Source organism: Stenotrophomonas sp. Steno-Z4 (assembly GCF_056393145.1).
The window spans coordinates 55,418-71,699 of record NZ_JBWJPC010000003.1 but is presented as its reverse complement, the minus strand read 5'-3'; the positions used below and the strand labels follow the sequence as shown (position 1 = coordinate 71,699).

General features: G+C 65.2%; 13 protein-coding genes and 10 tRNA genes. 4 read left to right on the top strand and 19 right to left on the bottom strand.

The features are described from left to right. The first annotated feature begins 149 nt into the window (after nt 1-149). A complete protein-coding gene (locus AC06E7_RS09035) occupies nt 150-854 on the top strand; it encodes a PP2C family protein-serine/threonine phosphatase (RefSeq protein WP_478064604.1) in 705 nt (234 codons plus the stop codon). A gap of 226 nt (nt 855-1,080) precedes the next feature. Here AC06E7_RS09035 and dnaQ read toward each other — a convergent pair whose 3' ends face one another. From dnaQ to AC06E7_RS09020, 3 genes are read right to left on the bottom strand one after another with little or no spacing between them, the layout of a single operon-like run. Beyond that, a complete protein-coding gene (gene dnaQ / locus AC06E7_RS09030; protein WP_210131926.1) occupies nt 1,081-1,806 on the bottom strand; it encodes a DNA polymerase III subunit epsilon in 726 nt (241 codons plus the stop codon). A gap of 4 nt (nt 1,807-1,810) precedes the next feature. Further along, a complete protein-coding gene (gene rnhA / locus AC06E7_RS09025; protein WP_068849587.1) occupies nt 1,811-2,263 on the bottom strand; it encodes a ribonuclease HI in 453 nt (150 codons plus the stop codon). 12 nt (nt 2,264-2,275) lie between these two features. Further along, the gene (locus AC06E7_RS09020; RefSeq protein ID WP_478064241.1) at nt 2,276-2,920 is read right to left on the bottom strand and encodes a hypothetical protein; all 645 of its coding nucleotides are present in this window, start codon (nt 2,918-2,920) and stop codon (nt 2,276-2,278) included. Between the two features lie 11 nt (nt 2,921-2,931). On the opposite strand from AC06E7_RS09020, the gene gloB reads away from it, so the two are divergent. Then, complete coding sequence (gene gloB / locus AC06E7_RS09015) at nt 2,932-3,699, top strand: hydroxyacylglutathione hydrolase (protein ID WP_478064239.1); 768 nt, start codon at nt 2,932-2,934, stop codon at nt 3,697-3,699. Then, nucleotides 3,696-4,898, top strand: a complete 1,203-nt coding sequence (locus tag AC06E7_RS09010) for a lytic transglycosylase domain-containing protein (protein WP_320459214.1) — start codon at nt 3,696-3,698, stop codon at nt 4,896-4,898. Before gloB ends, AC06E7_RS09010 begins: the two co-directional genes overlap by 4 nt. Nucleotides 4,899-4,970: 72 nt before the next feature. Here the strand turns inward: AC06E7_RS09010 and AC06E7_RS09005 are convergent, their stop codons facing one another. From AC06E7_RS09005 to AC06E7_RS08930, 16 genes are all read right to left on the bottom strand, one after another. Beyond that, entirely contained in the window at nt 4,971-6,944 is a 1,974-nt protein-coding gene (locus AC06E7_RS09005) for a peptidyl-prolyl cis-trans isomerase (protein WP_478064237.1), read from the bottom strand. A 135-nt stretch (nt 6,945-7,079) separates the two neighbouring features. Further along, nucleotides 7,080-7,156 (bottom strand) — tRNA-Asp (locus AC06E7_RS09000). Nucleotides 7,157-7,244: 88 nt separating this feature from the next. Beyond that, a tRNA-Asp gene (locus AC06E7_RS08995) sits at nt 7,245-7,321 on the bottom strand. 95 nt (nt 7,322-7,416) lie between these two features. Continuing rightward, a tRNA-Asp gene (locus tag AC06E7_RS08990) sits at nt 7,417-7,493 on the bottom strand. Between the two features lie 27 nt (nt 7,494-7,520). After that, nucleotides 7,521-7,595, bottom strand: a tRNA-Val gene (locus AC06E7_RS08985). 11 nt (nt 7,596-7,606) lie between these two features. Beyond that, entirely contained in the window at nt 7,607-7,879 is a 273-nt protein-coding gene (locus AC06E7_RS08980; protein WP_068849578.1) for an HU family DNA-binding protein, read from the bottom strand. A gap of 205 nt (nt 7,880-8,084) precedes the next feature. Next, a complete protein-coding gene (gene lon / locus AC06E7_RS08975) occupies nt 8,085-10,550 on the bottom strand; it encodes an endopeptidase La (RefSeq protein WP_068849576.1) in 2,466 nt (821 codons plus the stop codon). A gap of 141 nt (nt 10,551-10,691) precedes the next feature. Next, nucleotides 10,692-11,981: an ATP-dependent Clp protease ATP-binding subunit ClpX gene (clpX, locus tag AC06E7_RS08970; RefSeq protein ID WP_068849575.1), complete on the bottom strand. Its 1,290-nt coding sequence runs from the start codon at nt 11,979-11,981 to the stop codon at nt 10,692-10,694. A 125-nt stretch (nt 11,982-12,106) separates the two neighbouring features. Further along, nucleotides 12,107-12,733 carry an ATP-dependent Clp endopeptidase proteolytic subunit ClpP gene (gene clpP, locus AC06E7_RS08965; protein WP_038690153.1) on the bottom strand — a complete coding sequence of 209 codons (627 nt, stop codon included), beginning with the start codon at nt 12,731-12,733 and terminating at the stop codon, nt 12,107-12,109. A 65-nt stretch (nt 12,734-12,798) separates the two neighbouring features. Then, the gene (gene tig, locus AC06E7_RS08960; RefSeq protein ID WP_478064235.1) at nt 12,799-14,094 is read right to left on the bottom strand and encodes a trigger factor; all 1,296 of its coding nucleotides are present in this window, start codon (nt 14,092-14,094) and stop codon (nt 12,799-12,801) included. Between the two features lie 191 nt (nt 14,095-14,285). Continuing rightward, nucleotides 14,286-14,370 (bottom strand) — tRNA-Leu (locus AC06E7_RS08955). Nucleotides 14,371-14,509: 139 nt separating this feature from the next. Then, nucleotides 14,510-14,585: transfer RNA gene (locus AC06E7_RS08950), tRNA-Lys, on the bottom strand. Between the two features lie 179 nt (nt 14,586-14,764). Next, nucleotides 14,765-14,840, bottom strand: a tRNA-Lys gene (locus AC06E7_RS08945). A gap of 84 nt (nt 14,841-14,924) precedes the next feature. Beyond that, nucleotides 14,925-15,001 (bottom strand) — tRNA-His (locus AC06E7_RS08940). A gap of 47 nt (nt 15,002-15,048) precedes the next feature. Further along, nucleotides 15,049-15,125 (bottom strand) — tRNA-Arg (locus tag AC06E7_RS08935). A 46-nt stretch (nt 15,126-15,171) separates the two neighbouring features. Then, nucleotides 15,172-15,248 (bottom strand) — tRNA-Pro (locus AC06E7_RS08930). A gap of 162 nt (nt 15,249-15,410) precedes the next feature. Between AC06E7_RS08930 and AC06E7_RS08925 the strand changes: the two genes are divergently transcribed. Further along, nucleotides 15,411-16,169, top strand: a complete 759-nt coding sequence (locus AC06E7_RS08925) for a Bax inhibitor-1/YccA family protein (RefSeq protein ID WP_320459216.1) — start codon at nt 15,411-15,413, stop codon at nt 16,167-16,169. Nucleotides 16,170-16,282 lie beyond the last annotated feature (113 nt).

The window sequence follows — 16,282 nt, the reverse complement described above, 5'->3', positions numbered from 1 at the left end:
GAGCGAATAATACGGTCAGGAGCCGCCGACGGCAAGCCATTCCCGCGCTTCCGATGAATTTCTTCTGTATCGATGCCTTGCCGGATGTCCGCAGGGCCGCGATCATGCCGTTATCCCTCAGCAATGACACTCCTGGCCTGCGCACCTCCATGATCGAATTCGGACACCTGACCCACCCTGGCCTGCGCCGTGATCTCAATGAGGACACCTACTACGGGGACGGGGAGCTGTCACTGTGGCTGGTGGCCGATGGCATGGGCGGGCACGCCTGTGGCGAAGTAGCCAGCGCGCTGGCGCGCGAGACCATCGTGCGCGAGATCCGCCAGGGCGCCACGCTGGCGCACGCGATCCGGGTGGCCGATGAGGAAATCATCCGCACCTCGCGCCGCCGCAACGACAGCCTGCCGATGGGCACCACCGTGGTGGCCGCCCGGGTCCAGGGCAACCGCTATGAAGTGGCCTGGGTCGGCGACAGCCGCGCTTACCTGTGGCGCGACGGCAAGCTGGCACAGCTCAGCCAGGACCACAGCGTGGTGCAGGAAATGGTGGCGCAGGGCAACCTGACGGCCGAAGAGGCGCGCGCGCACCCGCACCGCAACGTGGTGACCCAGGCACTGGGGGTGACCGATCCGGCCCACCTGAACGTGGCCACCACCGCCGGCGAGCTGCGCCCGGGCATGCAGCTGCTGCTGTGCAGCGACGGGCTGACCGAGGAAGTGGAAGACACCGGCATCGCCCGCACCCTGGCCTACGACGACGCCAGCGCGCAGGAGTGCGTGGATACGCTGGTGGCCGCGGCGCTGGATGGGGGCGGGTCGGACAACATCACGGTGATTCTGGTGCGTTGCCATTGATGGCAGCCGTCACGACCAACGGTCGTGACCTACCGGAATGCCCGTCACGACCAACGGTCGTGACCTACCGGAATGCCCGTCACGACCAACGGTCGTGACCTACCGGGATGCCCGTCACGACCAACGGTCGTGACCTACCGGGATACGCGTATGACCAACGGTCGTGACATACCCGCATTCGACGGTCCGTGCCCGGGGTAGATCACGACCGTTGGTCGTGATGCCTCTACGCGACGGCCTCTTCCACCTTCGGGCCATCCCAGATGGCATGCCCGGCTTTCTTGCGCAGCTTGGCCAGGCGCGCTTCGTGCGCCTCCCGTTCCGAGGCCGTTGCCACCACGCGCGGGCGCGGCAACAGGCGGCTGGTATCGAAGGCCTGCGCGTGTGCCGTACCCGGGCGGACGTCATCGGCTGAACCAAAGCCGATTTCCTCCTGGCCGGAGGTCAGGGCGATGTACACATCGCCCAGGATCTGCGCATCGAGCAGGCCGCCGTGCAGCTGGCGGTGCGCGTTGTCCACGCCCAGCCGCTTGCACAGCGCATCCAGCGAGTTGCGCTGGCCCGGATAGCGCTCGCGCGCCATCTTCAGCGTATCGATCACCGTGCAGCGGTCGGTGATCTTCCCGTACTGGTCGCCCAGCAACGACAGTTCGTAATCCAGGAAGCCCAGGTCGAACGCGGCGTTGTGGATGATCAGCTCGGCGCCGTCGATGTAGGCCAGGAATTCTTCGGCCACCTGCGCGAACACCGGCTTGTCGGCCAGGAACTCCAGGGTCAGCCCGGTGACTTCCTGCGCGCCCTGTTCGAACTCGCAGTCCGGCTTGAGGTACTGGTGGAAATTGTTGCCGCTCGGGCGGCGTTCGAGCAGTTCCACGCAGCCGATTTCGACGATGCGGTTGCCCTTGCGCCATTCCAGGCCGGTGGTTTCGGTATCGAGGATGATCTGGCGCATGGGCTTAGTGTACCGGGCCGGCGGCACGGATCCGGATCGCGGCGTCGCGCGCCAGCGTATCCACCCGCTCGTTGTCCGGGTCACCGGAATGCCCCTTCACCCAGCGCCAGTCGATGCTGTGCTTCTGGGTGGCCGCATGCAGCCGCTCCCACAGGTCGCGGTTCTTGACCGGGTCGCCACCGGCGGTCTTCCAGTTCTTGCGGATCCAGCCCGGCAGCCACTGGGTCAGGCCCTGGCGCACGTACTGCGAATCGGTGAACAGCACGATCTCGCACGGTTCGGTCAGTGCTTCCAGGCCGGAGATGGCGGCCATCAGCTCCATCCGGTTGTTGGTGGTGTGCGCTTCGCCACCGCTCAGCTCGCGCTCGTGCCCCTTGTAGCGCATCAACGCGGCCCAGCCGCCGGGGCCGGGATTGCCGAGGCAGGAACCGTCGGTGTGGATTTCAATGGTTTTCAATACAACTCCAGATCAGGTCGCCACGGTGCCGTGCCAACGGCGAACCGGCAGTGGCGTAGGTCCTGGCAGGGCCAGGGTGCGTTTTTCGGCGGTGAACAGGCAGGCCGCGCGCAGGGCGGCGATGCTGCCGCGCTCGGGCGCGCGGCTGTGCCACATCGGGCCCAGCCAGGCCAGGTCGTCGCAGGCCAGCCCGGCCCGCTCCAGCGTGTGGCGCAGCCGCTGCGGGGTGCGCACCACCAACCCGTGCCGGCGCCACTGGCTGCGGAATGGGCTGAACGGATTGAGCGTGGACAGCCACAGCCGCCCGCCGGGCATCAGGACCCGCTCGCATTCGGCGATCAGCTGCTCGGCGTCGCGGGCGGTCACGTGCTGCAGCACGATGGCGTTGAGGCTCTCGGTCTGGAACGGCAGCGGCAGCGAGCAGGTAACGTCGCCGGTGTAGCCGCCCGCGCTGCGGTGCAGGCGCACGCCCTGCCCCGGCAGCGCGGCATCTTCCAGCCAGGCCGGGGTCGGCGCGATCCACAACCAGGGGTTCAGCGGGTGCGAGGCCAGCACCGGCTCCAGGGCCTTGCGCTCCAGCTCACGCAGCGCCTGCGCCGGTTCAGTATCAAACCAGGATGCGACGGAAGCTTGACGGGGGCTCGGCGCGGCGGGCATGGTCCAATTCTATGCGACTGACTGCCCTACCCGCATTCGCGGACAACTACATCTGGGCGCTGGTCGCCGACGACGGCCGCGCGATCGTGGTCGACCCCGGCCAGGCGGCCCCCGTGGTGGCCGCCGCAGCGCAGCAGAACTGGCGCCCGCACACGATCCTGCTCACTCACCACCACGACGACCACATCGGCGGCGTGGCGGAGCTGCAGGCCCGGTTTGCGGGGCTGGACGTGATCGCCCCGCACGATCCGCGCATTCCCGGCGCCACCCGCCGGGTAGGGGAAGGTGAACGCATTCAGGCACTGGGGCTCGAGATCGACGTAGTATCCGTGCCCGGACACACCCTGACCCACATCGCATTTCACAGCGCTGAACATCTTTTCAGCGGAGATGCGCTGTTCAGCCTGGGCTGTGGCCGGATGTTCGAAGGTACGCCACCCCAGCTTCTGGCTTCCCTGCACAAGCTGGCGTCCCTGCCGCCGCACCTGTTGTTGTGCTGCGGCCATGAATACACCGTGTCAAATGCCGTCTTCGCGCGGCATGTCGACCCCGCCAACGCCGCGCTCGCGCGACGCCATGAGGAGGCACTGGCCATGCGCCGCGATGAACGCCCTACGCTGCCCGTTACGTTGGCAAGCGAGCTGGAATGCAACCCGTTCCTGCGAACCGATAACGCCGCTGTCCGCGCTGCCGTCAGCCAGCACCTCGGTCGTCCCGTCACCGATGAAGTCGATGTCCTGGCAGGTCTGCGGGGCTGGAAAGACGGATTCCGAACATGAGTCGGCGATGGTTGCCGCTCGCGGCAGGCCTGGCGATCGCCATCGCCGGCACCGCGGGCGCCCAGTCGCTGAGTGCGGGGATGTCGCAGAACGTGGCCGGTTTGTCGCAGTTGCCGCTGGACGGTACTGCCCTGCCCCCCGCTTCGGTCCGCAACGGCCAGGACATCTTCGCCAGTTTCCGCGATGGCCTGGCCGAGCCGACCTGCGACGTCGAGGCCACCAGCCCACGCTGGCAGAAACAGTTCGCCCATGCGCCCTCGCGCCTGGCCAACCAGGATGACGATGCACTGGTGCTGTTCGGCTATGTGGTCGAAGAGCTGCGCGCTGCCAACCTGCCCACTGAATTCGCGCTGATTCCGTTCGTGGAAAGCGGCTACCGGCCCAACGCGCGCAATGGGGCCGGCCCGGCCGGGCTGTGGCAGTTCATCGCCTCCACCGCCAGGAACCACCGCGTGCAGATGACCAGCGGCTACGACGGCCGGCTGTCGGCGGCCGATTCCACCCAGGCCGCGGTGCGCTACCTCAAGACCCTGCATGGGATGTTCGGCGGCGACTGGCGCCTGGCCACCATGGCCTACAACGCTGGCGAATACCGCGTGCTGCAGTCGCTGCGCAAGGCCGGCATGAACGCGCAGAACGCGCGCCCTGCCGAGCTGCCGGGGCTGTCGCCGGTGACCTACGCGTACGTGGAGAAGCTGCACGCGCTGGCCTGCGTGCTGGAAAACGCTGAAACCACGCCGGCGGTGATGGCATCGCTGGACCGCACCGTGCCGGTGCTGAAGGGCCACACCCTGCCAGCCGGCACCAGCGTGCAGCAGTGGGCCGTACAGCGCTCGCTGGACCCGGCGCGCATCGCCCGGCTCAATCCGGCCCTGGCCAGCGGCAAGGGCCGCCCCAGCGGCCAGGTGACCGTGCTGGCCCCGGCCACCCACGCGCCGGTGGACCCTTCGGTGATGCTGGCCCAGGCTGACGCGCCCGTGCCGGACACGGTCAGCCCGCGTACGCAGACCCAGGTCGCCAGCCGCGCCGTTGCCAGCGCGGACCGCCCCAAGGCGCGCCGCCACACCGTGCGCAACGGCGAGTCTGCGTGGACGATTGCCAAGCGCTACGGGATGCCACTCAAGGCGCTGCTGTCGCTGAACAACCTCAGCGGCAGCAGCGTGCTCAAGCCCGGTGCGGTGTTGCGCGTCGAGGATTGAGGCGGATAAGGCGCAACAAAAAAAAGGCCCGGCATTGCCGGGCCTTTTTCGTAAGCGGACGCCAGCCAACCCTTAGAGGTTGGCTTCTTCGACCTGCACTTTGTAGTGCTTGCGCATGGCCTGGATGAAGGCCTTGGCCGAGGCCATGCCGTCTATCTGGTCCAGCTGCTCCTTGAACTGCTGCTTCTGCTCGGCCGGGACCTCAGCCAGGTTCGGCGGGGTCACCTTGTTGACCGCGAACACCACGTAACGGTCCTGCACGGCGACCTTGCCATAGCTCGGCTTGCCTTCGGCCGGGGCCGGGGCGGCGAACACGGCGCGGTTGATCTCCGGGGTCGGCACCGGCTGGGTGCGCGGCAGGCCCGGCAGCGGGCTGAGCTGCAGCTTCTCTTCGGCGGCCAGCGCCTGCAGGGTCTGCCCGGCGTTGAGCTTGGCCAGCAGCGCGTCAGCGGCCTTGGCCGAGACCTGGCGGTTGCGGTCGGCGCGGATCGCGGCGATCACGCCGTCGCGGGCCTTGTCCAGCGGCAATGCCTGTTCCGGGCTGTGGTCGGTCACGCGGATCATCACGCTGTGGTCGGGCGTGATCGCGATCGGGTCGCTCACGGTGCCGTCCTGCACCAGCACATCGGAGAACGCCGCGCGCAGCACTGCCGGGTTGGCGGCAATGCCACTGGCGGTGTCGCGGGTGAACGGGCCGAGGGTCTGCACCTTCAGCTTCAGCGCATCGGCCGCGCCCTGCAGCGAGGTCGGGTTCTTGTAGACCTGGTCGACCAGGCGGCCGCTCAGTTCGGAGAACGCGCCTTCGTTGTCGGCCTTGAGCTGTTCGGCGGCGAGCTGGTCGCGGACCTCCTCGAACGGACGCTGCTGGCCACCACGGACCTCGCGCAGCTGCAGCACGTGGTAACCGAACTCGGTCTTGACCGGTGCGCTCACCTCGCCTGCCTTCATGCCAAACAGCGCGTCTTCGAACGGCTTGACCATGGAATCGCGTTCCACCCAGCCCAGGTCACCACCGGTGGCCTTGGAGCCAGTGTCGTCCGAGTTGGCCTTGGCCAGCGCGGCGAAATCCGCCCCCGGCGCCTTGGCCTGCGTAGCCAGTGCGGCGGCCTTTTGTTCAGCGGCCTTGAGCTTGGCCGGGTCGCTGCCATCGGCGGCGATCAGGATGTGCGATGCAAGACGGGCTTCGGGCGTGGAGAAGCGCGCCTTCTCGTCGGCGTAGCGCTTGCGCAGGGTGGCTTCATCGGCGGCGGCCGCCGGCGGCAGCGCGGCCGCGTTGATTTCCACGAACTCCAGCGACACGGTTTCCGGCTGGCGGAAATCCTTCGGGTGGCTGTCGTACCACTGCTTGATCTGTGCGTCGGTCACTTCTGCCGTATCGGCCGGCAGCTCCGGCAGCGCGGCGATTTCCACGTCACGCGTTTCGCCCAGCAGCTTCATCAGCCGCTCGGCCTCCACGCTGGTGACAAAACCCGATTCCTGCAGCGCCTGCGGAATGATCGACTGCTGCAGGCTCTCGCGCACCAGCGTTTCGAACTGCGCCGGGGTGCGCGGCGGGTTGCCGGTGGTCAGCGCCAGGCGGTACTGGTCCTGGTTGAACTTGCCATCGGGGCCGATGAAGCCCGGGATGGAGGCGATGGTTTCGCGCACGGCGGCGTCGCCGATGACGATGCCGGACTGTTCGCCGGCCAGGCGCACGACCTTCTCATCGATCATCTGGTCGAGCACGGCGCGCTTGTTCTCGGCGCTTTCGAATTGGCGCGGGTCGAAGTTCTCGCCCTGCTGCTGGCGGGCCTGCTGGCGCGCCTGCTCGAAACGGGTACGGAATTCTTCCGCACTGATTTCATGGTGCTGCCAGAGGAAGGACATCGGCCACCACGACGGCGCCGAGCGCCACCAGGTCGGCGGCGCTGCCACCTTGGCCACGTTCTGCGCGCCGACACCACCCAGGTAGCTGGAGTCGATCACGAACAGGAACGGAATCATCAGCAGCCCCAGGATCACGGTAACGATCCAGCCCGAGGTCTTGTCGCGAAGTTTCTGCAGCATGGGAGAAATCAAGGCCCGATTGGCGAATCCGGCAGTGTACCCCGCTTCGCGCCACTCCCCAACAGGGGGCGCCCGGCGCCCGGGCATCGCAGCAAAAAGAAAAGCCCCTGGTTTGCACCAGGGGCCTTCAAGAATTGGCGGAGCGGACGGGACTCGAACCCGCGACCTCCGGCGTGACAGGCCAGCATTCTAACCAGCTGAACTACCGCTCCGCGCTTGAAACTTTGCAGGCGCTCATTATATCCGAAGATATTCAGAAAACCCACCCCGAAGTACTGCTTTTCGAGGATTTTTTGTAACTGGCGGAGCGGACGGGACTCGAACCCGCGACCTCCGGCGTGACAGGCCAGCATTCTAACCAGCTGAACTACCGCTCCGCGTTTATTTTTTCAAAGTCGGCCTACTAACAGTCGACTCTACAGCCTTGTTACAGAAAACAAGGCCCCCGATTGCTCAGGGGCCCCGTTGAAACTGGCGGAGCGGACGGGACTCGAACCCGCGACCTCCGGCGTGACAGGCCAGCATTCTAACCAGCTGAACTACCGCTCCACATTTCAAACTTTTACTGGCGGTGCATGGTGGGTGCTGAGGGTTTCGAACCCCCGACCCTCTCCGTGTAAAGGAGACGCTCTACCGCTGAGCTAAGCACCCCAGCAAGCCGCTTAGTTTACGGCATCCTTCAGGGCTTTGCCAGCCTTGAACGACGGATTCTTCGACGCAGCGATCTTGATGGTGTCGCCGGTCTTCGGGTTGCGGCCGGTACGGGCGGCGCGGTCGCGCACCTGGAACGTACCGAAGCCCACCAGGGTCACCGCATCACCGCCCTTCAGGGCCTTGGTGACAGCAGCGATGACGGCATCGACAGCGCGTTGCGACTCGGCCTTGGTCAGGTCAGCGGATTCGGCAACGGCGTCGATCAATTCGGTCTTGTTCATTCTGTACAGCTCCTTTGGCGGGGATTCCGCATGTTCGACAGTGAAGCATCCGGCCCGCTACGTGGCCGGACGCCAGTGAAGTTCTCGATTCGCACCCGTCAGCGTCTGCTGACTTGCGAGTGGTGCTTTTATACCAGCGCACCCCTACCCGCGCAAGCTGAAAAGCCAATAACGACGCGGGTTTCGGGCATTTCCCATGCGCGCGTCAGTGCTTGACGCGCGTTGTGGATGCTGTCTTGCTCTTGCCCCGCACTGTGACGCGTTGCCCATCCTTCTTTGGCTTGGGCGCGGTCAGCGGCGTTTCCAGGGCCAGGTCCAGCACCTCTTCAATCCACTTCACCGGAATGATCTTCAGGTCGCGGGTGACGTTGGCCGGAATGTCGGCAAGGTCCTTGCGGTTCTCTTCGGGGATGATCACGGTGGTGATGCCACCGCGCAGCGCCGCCAGCAGTTTTTCCTTCAGGCCACCGATGGCGGTGACGCGACCACGCAGGGTGATCTCGCCGGTCATCGCCACTTCGGCGCGGATCGGCACCTTGGTCAGCATCGACACCAACGAGGTCACCATCGCGATGCCGGCGCTGGGGCCGTCCTTCGGGGTGGCGCCATCGGGCACGTGCACGTGCACGTCGTGCTTCTGCAGGAACTCGGCATCGATGCCCAGCCGCTCGGCGCGCGAACGCACCACCGACAGCGCGGCCGAGGCCGATTCCTTCATGACGTTGCCCAACTGGCCCGTCAGGATCAGCGCGCCCTTGCCCGGGACCAGGGTGGATTCGATCTGCAGCAGGTCGCCACCCACTTCGGTCCAGGCCAGGCCGGTGACCAGGCCGATCTCGTTCTGCTCTTCGGCGCGGCCGAAGTCGAAGCGGCGCACGCCCAGGTACTTCTCCAGGTTCCGGCCGTTGACCACCACCAGTGCCTTCTTCTTCGCCGCCGCCTTCTTGCCGGCCTTGGCCGGCTTGGCCAGCACCGCCGGACCGCCCAGCGCGATTTCCTTCACCACCTTGCGGCAGATCTTGGCGACTTCGCGCTCGAGGTTGCGCACGCCCGATTCGCGGGTGTAGTAACGCACCACGTCCTGGATGGCGTCGGCCTCGATTTCCAGCTCCTCCGGCTTCAGGCCGTTGGCCTTGAGCTGCTTGGGCACCAGGTAGCGCATGGCGATGTTGAGCTTCTCATCCTCGGTGTAGCCGGGGATGCGGATCACTTCCATGCGGTCCAGAAGCGGGCCGGGGATGTTGAGCGAGTTCGAGGTCGCCACGAACATCACTTCGGACAGGTCCAGGTCCACTTCCAGGTAGTGGTCGTTGAAGGCGTTGTTCTGTTCCGGGTCGAGCACTTCCAGCAGCGCCGAAGACGGGTCGCCACGGAAGTCCATCGACATCTTGTCGATCTCGTCCAGCACGAACAGCGCGTTCCTGCTGCCCACCTTGTTGAGGTTCTGCACGATGCGGCCCGGCATGGAGCCGACGTAGGTGCGACGGTGGCCACGGATCTCGGCCTCGTCGCGCACGCCACCCAGGCTCATGCGCACGAACTTGCGGTTGGTGGCCTTGGCGATGGACTGCCCCAGCGAGGTCTTGCCCACGCCCGGCGGCCCGACCAGGCACAGGATCGGGCCCTTCATCTGCTTCACGCGCGACTGCACCGCCAGGTATTCCAGGATGCGGTCCTTGACCTTGTCCAGGCCGAAGTGGTCGGCATCCAGGGTGTCCTGGGCAACCTTGAGGTCCTTGCGCACCTTGGTGCGCTTCTTCCACGGCACGCCCAGCAGCCAGTCCAAATAATTGCGCACCACGGCCGCTTCGGCCGACATCGGCGACATCTGCTTGAGCTTGTTGAGCTCGGCCTTGGCCTTGGCTTCCACCGGCTTGGGCATGCCCGCTTCGGCGATCTTGCGCGCCAGCTCTTCCAGCTCGCCCGGCGCATCGTCGAGGTCGCCCAGTTCCTTCTGGATGGCCTTCATCTGCTCGTTGAGGTAGTACTCGCGCTGGCTCTTTTCCATCTGCGACTTGACCCGGCCGCGGATGCGCTTCTCCATCTGCTGCACGTCGATCTCGCCGTCGACCAGGCCCACCAGCATTTCCAGGCGGTCGCCGACCTGCAGGGTTTCCAGCAGGCGCTGCTTGTCGGCCAGGCGCACGCTGATGTGCGCGGCGATGGTATCGGCCAGGCGCGCCGGTTCATCGATGCCGGCCAGGGTCTGCAGCAGCTCCGGCGGCAGCTTGCGGTTGGTCTTGACGTACTGTTCGAACAGCGACATCAGCGAACGGGCGATCGCCTCGACCTCACGCGGCTCGCGCGCGTCGTCCGATTCGATTTCCTCGGCCACGCCGTGCAGCGAACCGTCGCGCTCGGTGACCTGGGTGACGTTGACGCGCGACAGGCCTTCCACCAGCACCTTGATGGTGCCGTCGGGCAGCTTCAGCAGCTGCAGCACCTGGGCCAGGGTGCCGACCTGGTAGAGATCGGCGGCGGTGGGGTCGTCGGTCTCGGCCGACTTCTGCGCCAGCAGCAGGATGCGCTTGTCCGCCTCCATCGCCTGCTCCAGCGCATGCATGGATTTGTCGCGGCCGACGAACAGCGGAATGACCATGTGCGGGAACACCACCACGTCGCGCAGCGGCAGTACCGGCAGGTCGAGAGTCTCAGTTGGGGAACGGGCCATGTGGGCTCCAGTTGAGCAGTGGGGATGGCCTCCGGGCAGCGTCACCCGGATACAAAAAAGCCGATGGCCCCGTTATGGGGCCATCGGCGTCCAGATGCAAGATGCTCTGAAAAAATCCCATCAATTCAAATGCTTGATGGATTATTCAGCGCCAGCGGCCTTCTGTTCAGGAGCCGGCGGAGTCTGGTAGATCAGGTAGGGCTCGGACTTGTGTTCGATCACCGATTCGTCCACCACCACCTTGCTGACGTTTTCTGCCGAAGGCAGGTCGTACATGGTGTCCAGCAGGACCGATTCGACGATGGTACGCAGGCCGCGGGCACCGGTCTTGCGCTTGAGCGCCTTGCGGGCAATGGCCGACAGGGCGTCCGGCCGGAACTCCAGCTCCACGTGCTCCATCTCGAACAGCTTCTTGAACTGCTTGGTGATGGCGTTCTTCGGCTCGGTCAGGATCCTGACCAGGGCCGCTTCGTCCAGCTCTTCCAGGGTCGCCACGACCGGCAGGCGGCCGACGAATTCCGGGATCAGGCCGAACTTGATCAGGTCTTCCGGCTCGACTTCGGCCAGCACCTTGCCCACTTCCTGCTTGCGCTCGGAGCTCTTGACCTTGGCACCGAACCCGATGCCGCCCGAATCGTTGGAGCGGGCCTGGATCACCTTGTCCAGCCCGGCGAACGCGCCGCCGCAGATGAACAGGATGTTCTTGGTGTCCACCTGCAGGAATTCCTGCTGCGGGTGCTTGCGACCGCCCTGCGGCGGAACGCTGGCCACGGTGCCTTCGATCAGCTTCAGCAGCGCCTGCTGCACGCCTTCGCCGGACACGTCACGGGTGATCGACGGGTTCTCGCTCTTGCGCGAGATCTTGTCGATTTCATCGATGTAGACGATGCCCTGCTGCGCCTTTTCGACGTCGTAATCGCACTTCTGCAACAGCTTCTGGATGATGTTTTCCACGTCCTCGCCCACGTAACCGGCTTCGGTCAGCGTGGTGGCGTCGGCCATGGTGAACGGCACGTTGAGCAGGCGGGCCAGGGTTTCGGCCAGCAGGGTCTTGCCCGAACCGGTCGGACCGACCAGCAGGATGTTGGACTTGGCCAGTTCGACTTCGTCGTTCTTCTGGCGGCTCTCGATGCGCTTGTAATGGTTGTACACGGCCACGGCCAGCGTGCGCTTGGCCCGGTTCTGGCCAATCACGTACTGATCCAGGACTTCGAGGATCTCGCGCGGCTTGGGCAGCGAACTGCGCGCCGACTGCGCCTTTTCCTCGAGCTCTTCACGGATGATGTCGTTGCACAGCTCCACGCATTCATCGCAGATGAACACGCTCGGCCCAGCAATCAGCTTGCGCACCTCGTGCTGGCTCTTTCCGCAGAAGGAGCAGTAGAGGATCTTGCCGGTTTCCGTGGAACGACCTTGGCGGTCTTCGCTCATGCTTCGCTTACCCAGTTACCCCACCCGCTGAACGGGGGTTCGATTCGAGAATAGCACAGGGTCGGGAGGACGCCAGTCCAGCCCGACCCTGCGGAAACAGGCCGGTTTCCCGGCCTGGCGGCACATCAGGCCGGGGTGATCGACTCTTCCGGACGGCGCTCGAGCACCTGGTCGACCAGGCCGTAAGCCACCGCATCGGCCGCGCTCTTGAAGTTGTCGCGCTCGGTGTCGCGCGCGATGGTCTCCAGCGACTGGCCGGTGTGCTTGGCCAGCACTTCGTTCAGGCGCGAACGCAGGGTCAGGATCTCACGGGCGTGGATGTCGATATCCGTGGCCTGGCCCTGGAAGCCGCCCAGCGGCTGGTGGATCATCACGCGCGAATTCGGCAGCGCGTAACGCTTGCCGGCCGCGCCGGAAGCCAGCAGCAGCGCGCCCATCGAGGCGGCCTGGCCGACGCAGATGGTGCTCACGTCCGGCTTGATGTACTGCATGGTGTCGTAGATCGCCATGCCGGCGGTGACCACGCCACCGGGCGAGTTGATGTAGATGCTGATGTCCTTTTCCGGATTGTCCGCTTCCAGGAACAGCAGCTGCGCCACCACCACGTTGGCCATGTGATCGTCGATCGGGCCCACGAGGAAGATCAGGCGCTCCTTCAACAGGCGCGAATAGATGTCATAGGCGCGCTCGCCGCGGCTGGTCTGTTCGACCACCATCGGAACCATGTTCAGGGCTGTGGTTCGGTTGTCCATTGTGAGGCACCTATTTTGGGGGGAACGACCCCGCGCCGGGGCGCGGGGCGTAAAACGCGGACCGCTTACTGGCGGATCGCGTCCTGGAACGACAACTGCTCTTCCGTGTGCTGGGCGCGCTCGGCGATCCAGTCGATCACCTGCTCTTCCATCACGCGGTTCTGCAGCCCACTCATCAGCTGGGGGTCGTTGCGGTACATCTCAATGACCTGCTCCGGCTCTTCATAGGTCGAGGCGATCAGGCGCATGGTTTCGTTCAGGCGCTTGGGGTCCAGGCGCAGGTCGTTGCGGCGGGCCACTTCGCCGACCAGCAGGCCGACCAGCACGCGCTTGGCGGCCGCGTCCTTGAAGCCTTCATGGGCGTCGGCCGGGATTTCGCCCGGGTTGCGGCCGCTGCGGCGGATCTGCTCGACCTGCTGGGCCAGCATGGCGCGGGCTTCGTTGTCGACCAGGCGCGGCGGCATTTCGACCGAGGCGTAGGCGGCGATCAGCTGCTCGCCCACTTCACGGCGCAGGCGGTTCATCAGGGCGCCCTTGAGCTCGCGCTCCAGGTTGGCGCGGATGTCCTTGCGGAACTGCTCCACGTCACCGCCCTTCACGCCGAAGCTCTTGATGAACTCGGCATCCACCTCCGGCAGCACCGGTGCGGACACGTCCACCGCCTTGACGGTGACCTTGACCTGCTTGCCAGCCAGCGCCGGCACGCGCCAGTCGGCCGGGAACTCGACGTCCAGGGTCTTTTCATCACCCTTGGCCAGGCCGACCAGGCCCTGCTCGATCTGCTCGAACATCATGCCCTGGCCCACCACCACGCTGCCCTTTTCGGTGCCTTCTGCCGGCAGGCGCTCATCGCCGGCCTGCGACCAGGTTTCCAGCGCCACCAGGTCGCCCTCCTGGGCGCCACGGTCCACCGGGCTCCAGCTGCGGCGCTGTTCGCGCAGGTTGGTGATCATCTGGTCGATGTCGGCGTCGTTGATCTCGGCGGTGTGGCGCACGACGGTCAGCTTGCTGACGTCGACGTCGCCGAAGTCCGGCACCAGCTCGACGGTGGCCACGAAGGAGAACTCACCTGCGTCACCCTTGTCGATGCGCGGCGCGCCGGCAATGCGCAGTTCGTGCTCGCGGATGGCGGCATCGAAGGTCTCACGCAGCAGGCCGTCAACGGCTTCGCTGCGAACCTGCTGGCCGAAGCGCTGCTCGATCACCTTGGCCGGCACCTTGCCCGGGCGGAAGCCCTTGATGCGCGCGGTGCGGGCGATTTCGCCCAGGCGGCCGCTGATGTGGGTCTGCAGGCGGTCTTCCGGCAGCGAGAAGGTCAGGCGGCGTTCCAGATTGCCGGTGGATTCGATCGAAGCTTGCATGTTGACTCCTGCCAACCGGTGGCGACGCCCCCGGCACGATGTGATTGGATGAAACGGGTTGAGAACGCGGGGTCGTGGACGCGCCTGCCCGCCGCAGCCCTGTAGTTTGGCCGATAACGGCCAGCGCCGCCAGCAGGGTGCCGGGAACGTCATTCCGGGGCGTGTTCAGGGGAGTCCCCTGCCCTGTCAGCTGGTGCGAAAGGGGGGACTCGAACCCCCACGCCTTGCGGCACTGGAACCTAAATCCAGGGCGTCTACCAATTCCGCCACTTTCGCGCTGGGCGGCATTATAGCGGCGCAAGGCCGTTCAATGCCGCCTGCCGACCGACCGCGTAGGGACACGCCATGCGTGTCCGCGCCATGCCCGATCGCAGGCAAGAAAAAAGCCACCCGGCGGACCGGATGGCTTTCGTCTTGGTGGGCTGTCAAGGATTCGAACCTTGGACCTATTGATTAAGAGTCAACTGCTCTACCAACTGAGCTAACAGCCCGAAAATCGGGAGGCGAATTATGACGCAATGCCGCACGCGGTTGCAAGGGGTTTCTGCAGACATGGTTCAGACGCGGACGACGGGGGCGGGCACCGCGCAGGGTCACGCCATGCGTGTCCGCGCCATACCGGATCGCAGGCAAGAAAAAAGCCACCCGGCGGACCGGATGGCTTCTGTCTTGGTGGGCTGTCAAGGATTCGAACCTTGGACCTATTGATTAAGAGTCAACTGCTCTACCAACTGAGCTAACAGCCCTGAAATCCCAGGCGCATAGTGTAGCGTTTGCGCCTTTTTTTGCAACCCCGATTCACTTCCGGTGAAACGGGCCCTTCAAATCAGTGGGGTGGCTGAGGGGATTCGAACCCCCGACCACCGGAATCACAATCCGGTACTCTAACCAACTGAGCTACAGCCACCACTGAAACCTGTTTATTCGTTTGAAACATCCTGACGCTTGCACCGATGGTGCGCCCGACAGGAATCGAACCTGTAACCGCCGGCTTAGAAGGCCGGTGCTCTATCCAGTTGAGCTACGGGCGCCCGGACCGGATTGTCGCATTCCCATCCCGTTTTGAGCAGCGGGATGTGGTCGGGGTAGAGGGATTCGAACCCCCGACATCCTGCTCCCAAAGCAGGCGCGCTACCAGACTGCGCTATACCCCGGTGGTTTGATCCCTCGAGGTTCCCCCCGAAAGAGTCGGCTATTGTGGGAATCGGCGAGGCATCTGTCAACGGTTTTCACAAGGTTTTTCACATTCGTGATCGGGCGCTATGCTTTCTGCAGCGGCCGGACGGCCCTACCCCTACCCTTCAAGGAGATTGGCAATGCGCAGCGGCAATCCCGCACTTTCGGAGTCGACGTTCCTCGACCTGGCCAGCGGCTCGGTGGTGACCTCGCCCGACCAGGTGATGACCATCAACGGCACGGTCAACAAGACCGGCATCCTGCTGTTGCTGACCGTGCTCACTGCTGCCTTCGCCTGGAGCCAGACCATCGGCGCCGACGGCCAGATCGCCCCGGGCGCGATGATCTATGCCATCGGCGGCGCCATCGGTGGGCTGATCCTGGCCCTGGTGACGGTGTTCAAGAAGGAATGGTCGCCGGTCACCGCGCCGATGTACGCGCTGGTGGAAGGCTTCTTCCTGGGCGCGATCTCGGCGGTGTTCGAAGCGCGCTTCCCGGGCATCGTGTTCCAGGCCGTGCTGCTCACCTTCGGCACCCTGTTTGCCCTGCTGGCGGCCTACCGCAGCGGCCTGATCAAGGTCACCGAGAACTTCAAGCTGGGCGTGGTCGCAGCCACTGGCGGCATCGCGCTGCTGTACCTGGCCTCGTTCGTGCTCAGCTTCTTCAACATCAACGTGCCGGTGATCCATGAAGCCAGCTGGCTCGGCATCGCCTTCAGCCTGTTCGTGGTGGTGGTGGCCGCGCTGAACCTGGTGCTGGACTTCGACTTCATCGAAACCGGCGCCGCCGCGCGCGCACCGAAGTACATGGAGTGGTACGGCGCGTTCGGGCTGATGGTTACCCTGGTGTGGCTGTATGTGGAATTCCTGCGGCTGCTGTCGAAGTTGCAGCAACGTTGAGGCGTAGCATCAACGCGGGTAGAGCCGACTGTTAGTCGGCTGCTGTTCGACCGCACGTGAGTGCAACGAAAAAGGGCACCCGATGGGGTGCCCTTTTTTTTGGAGCAGCCGAC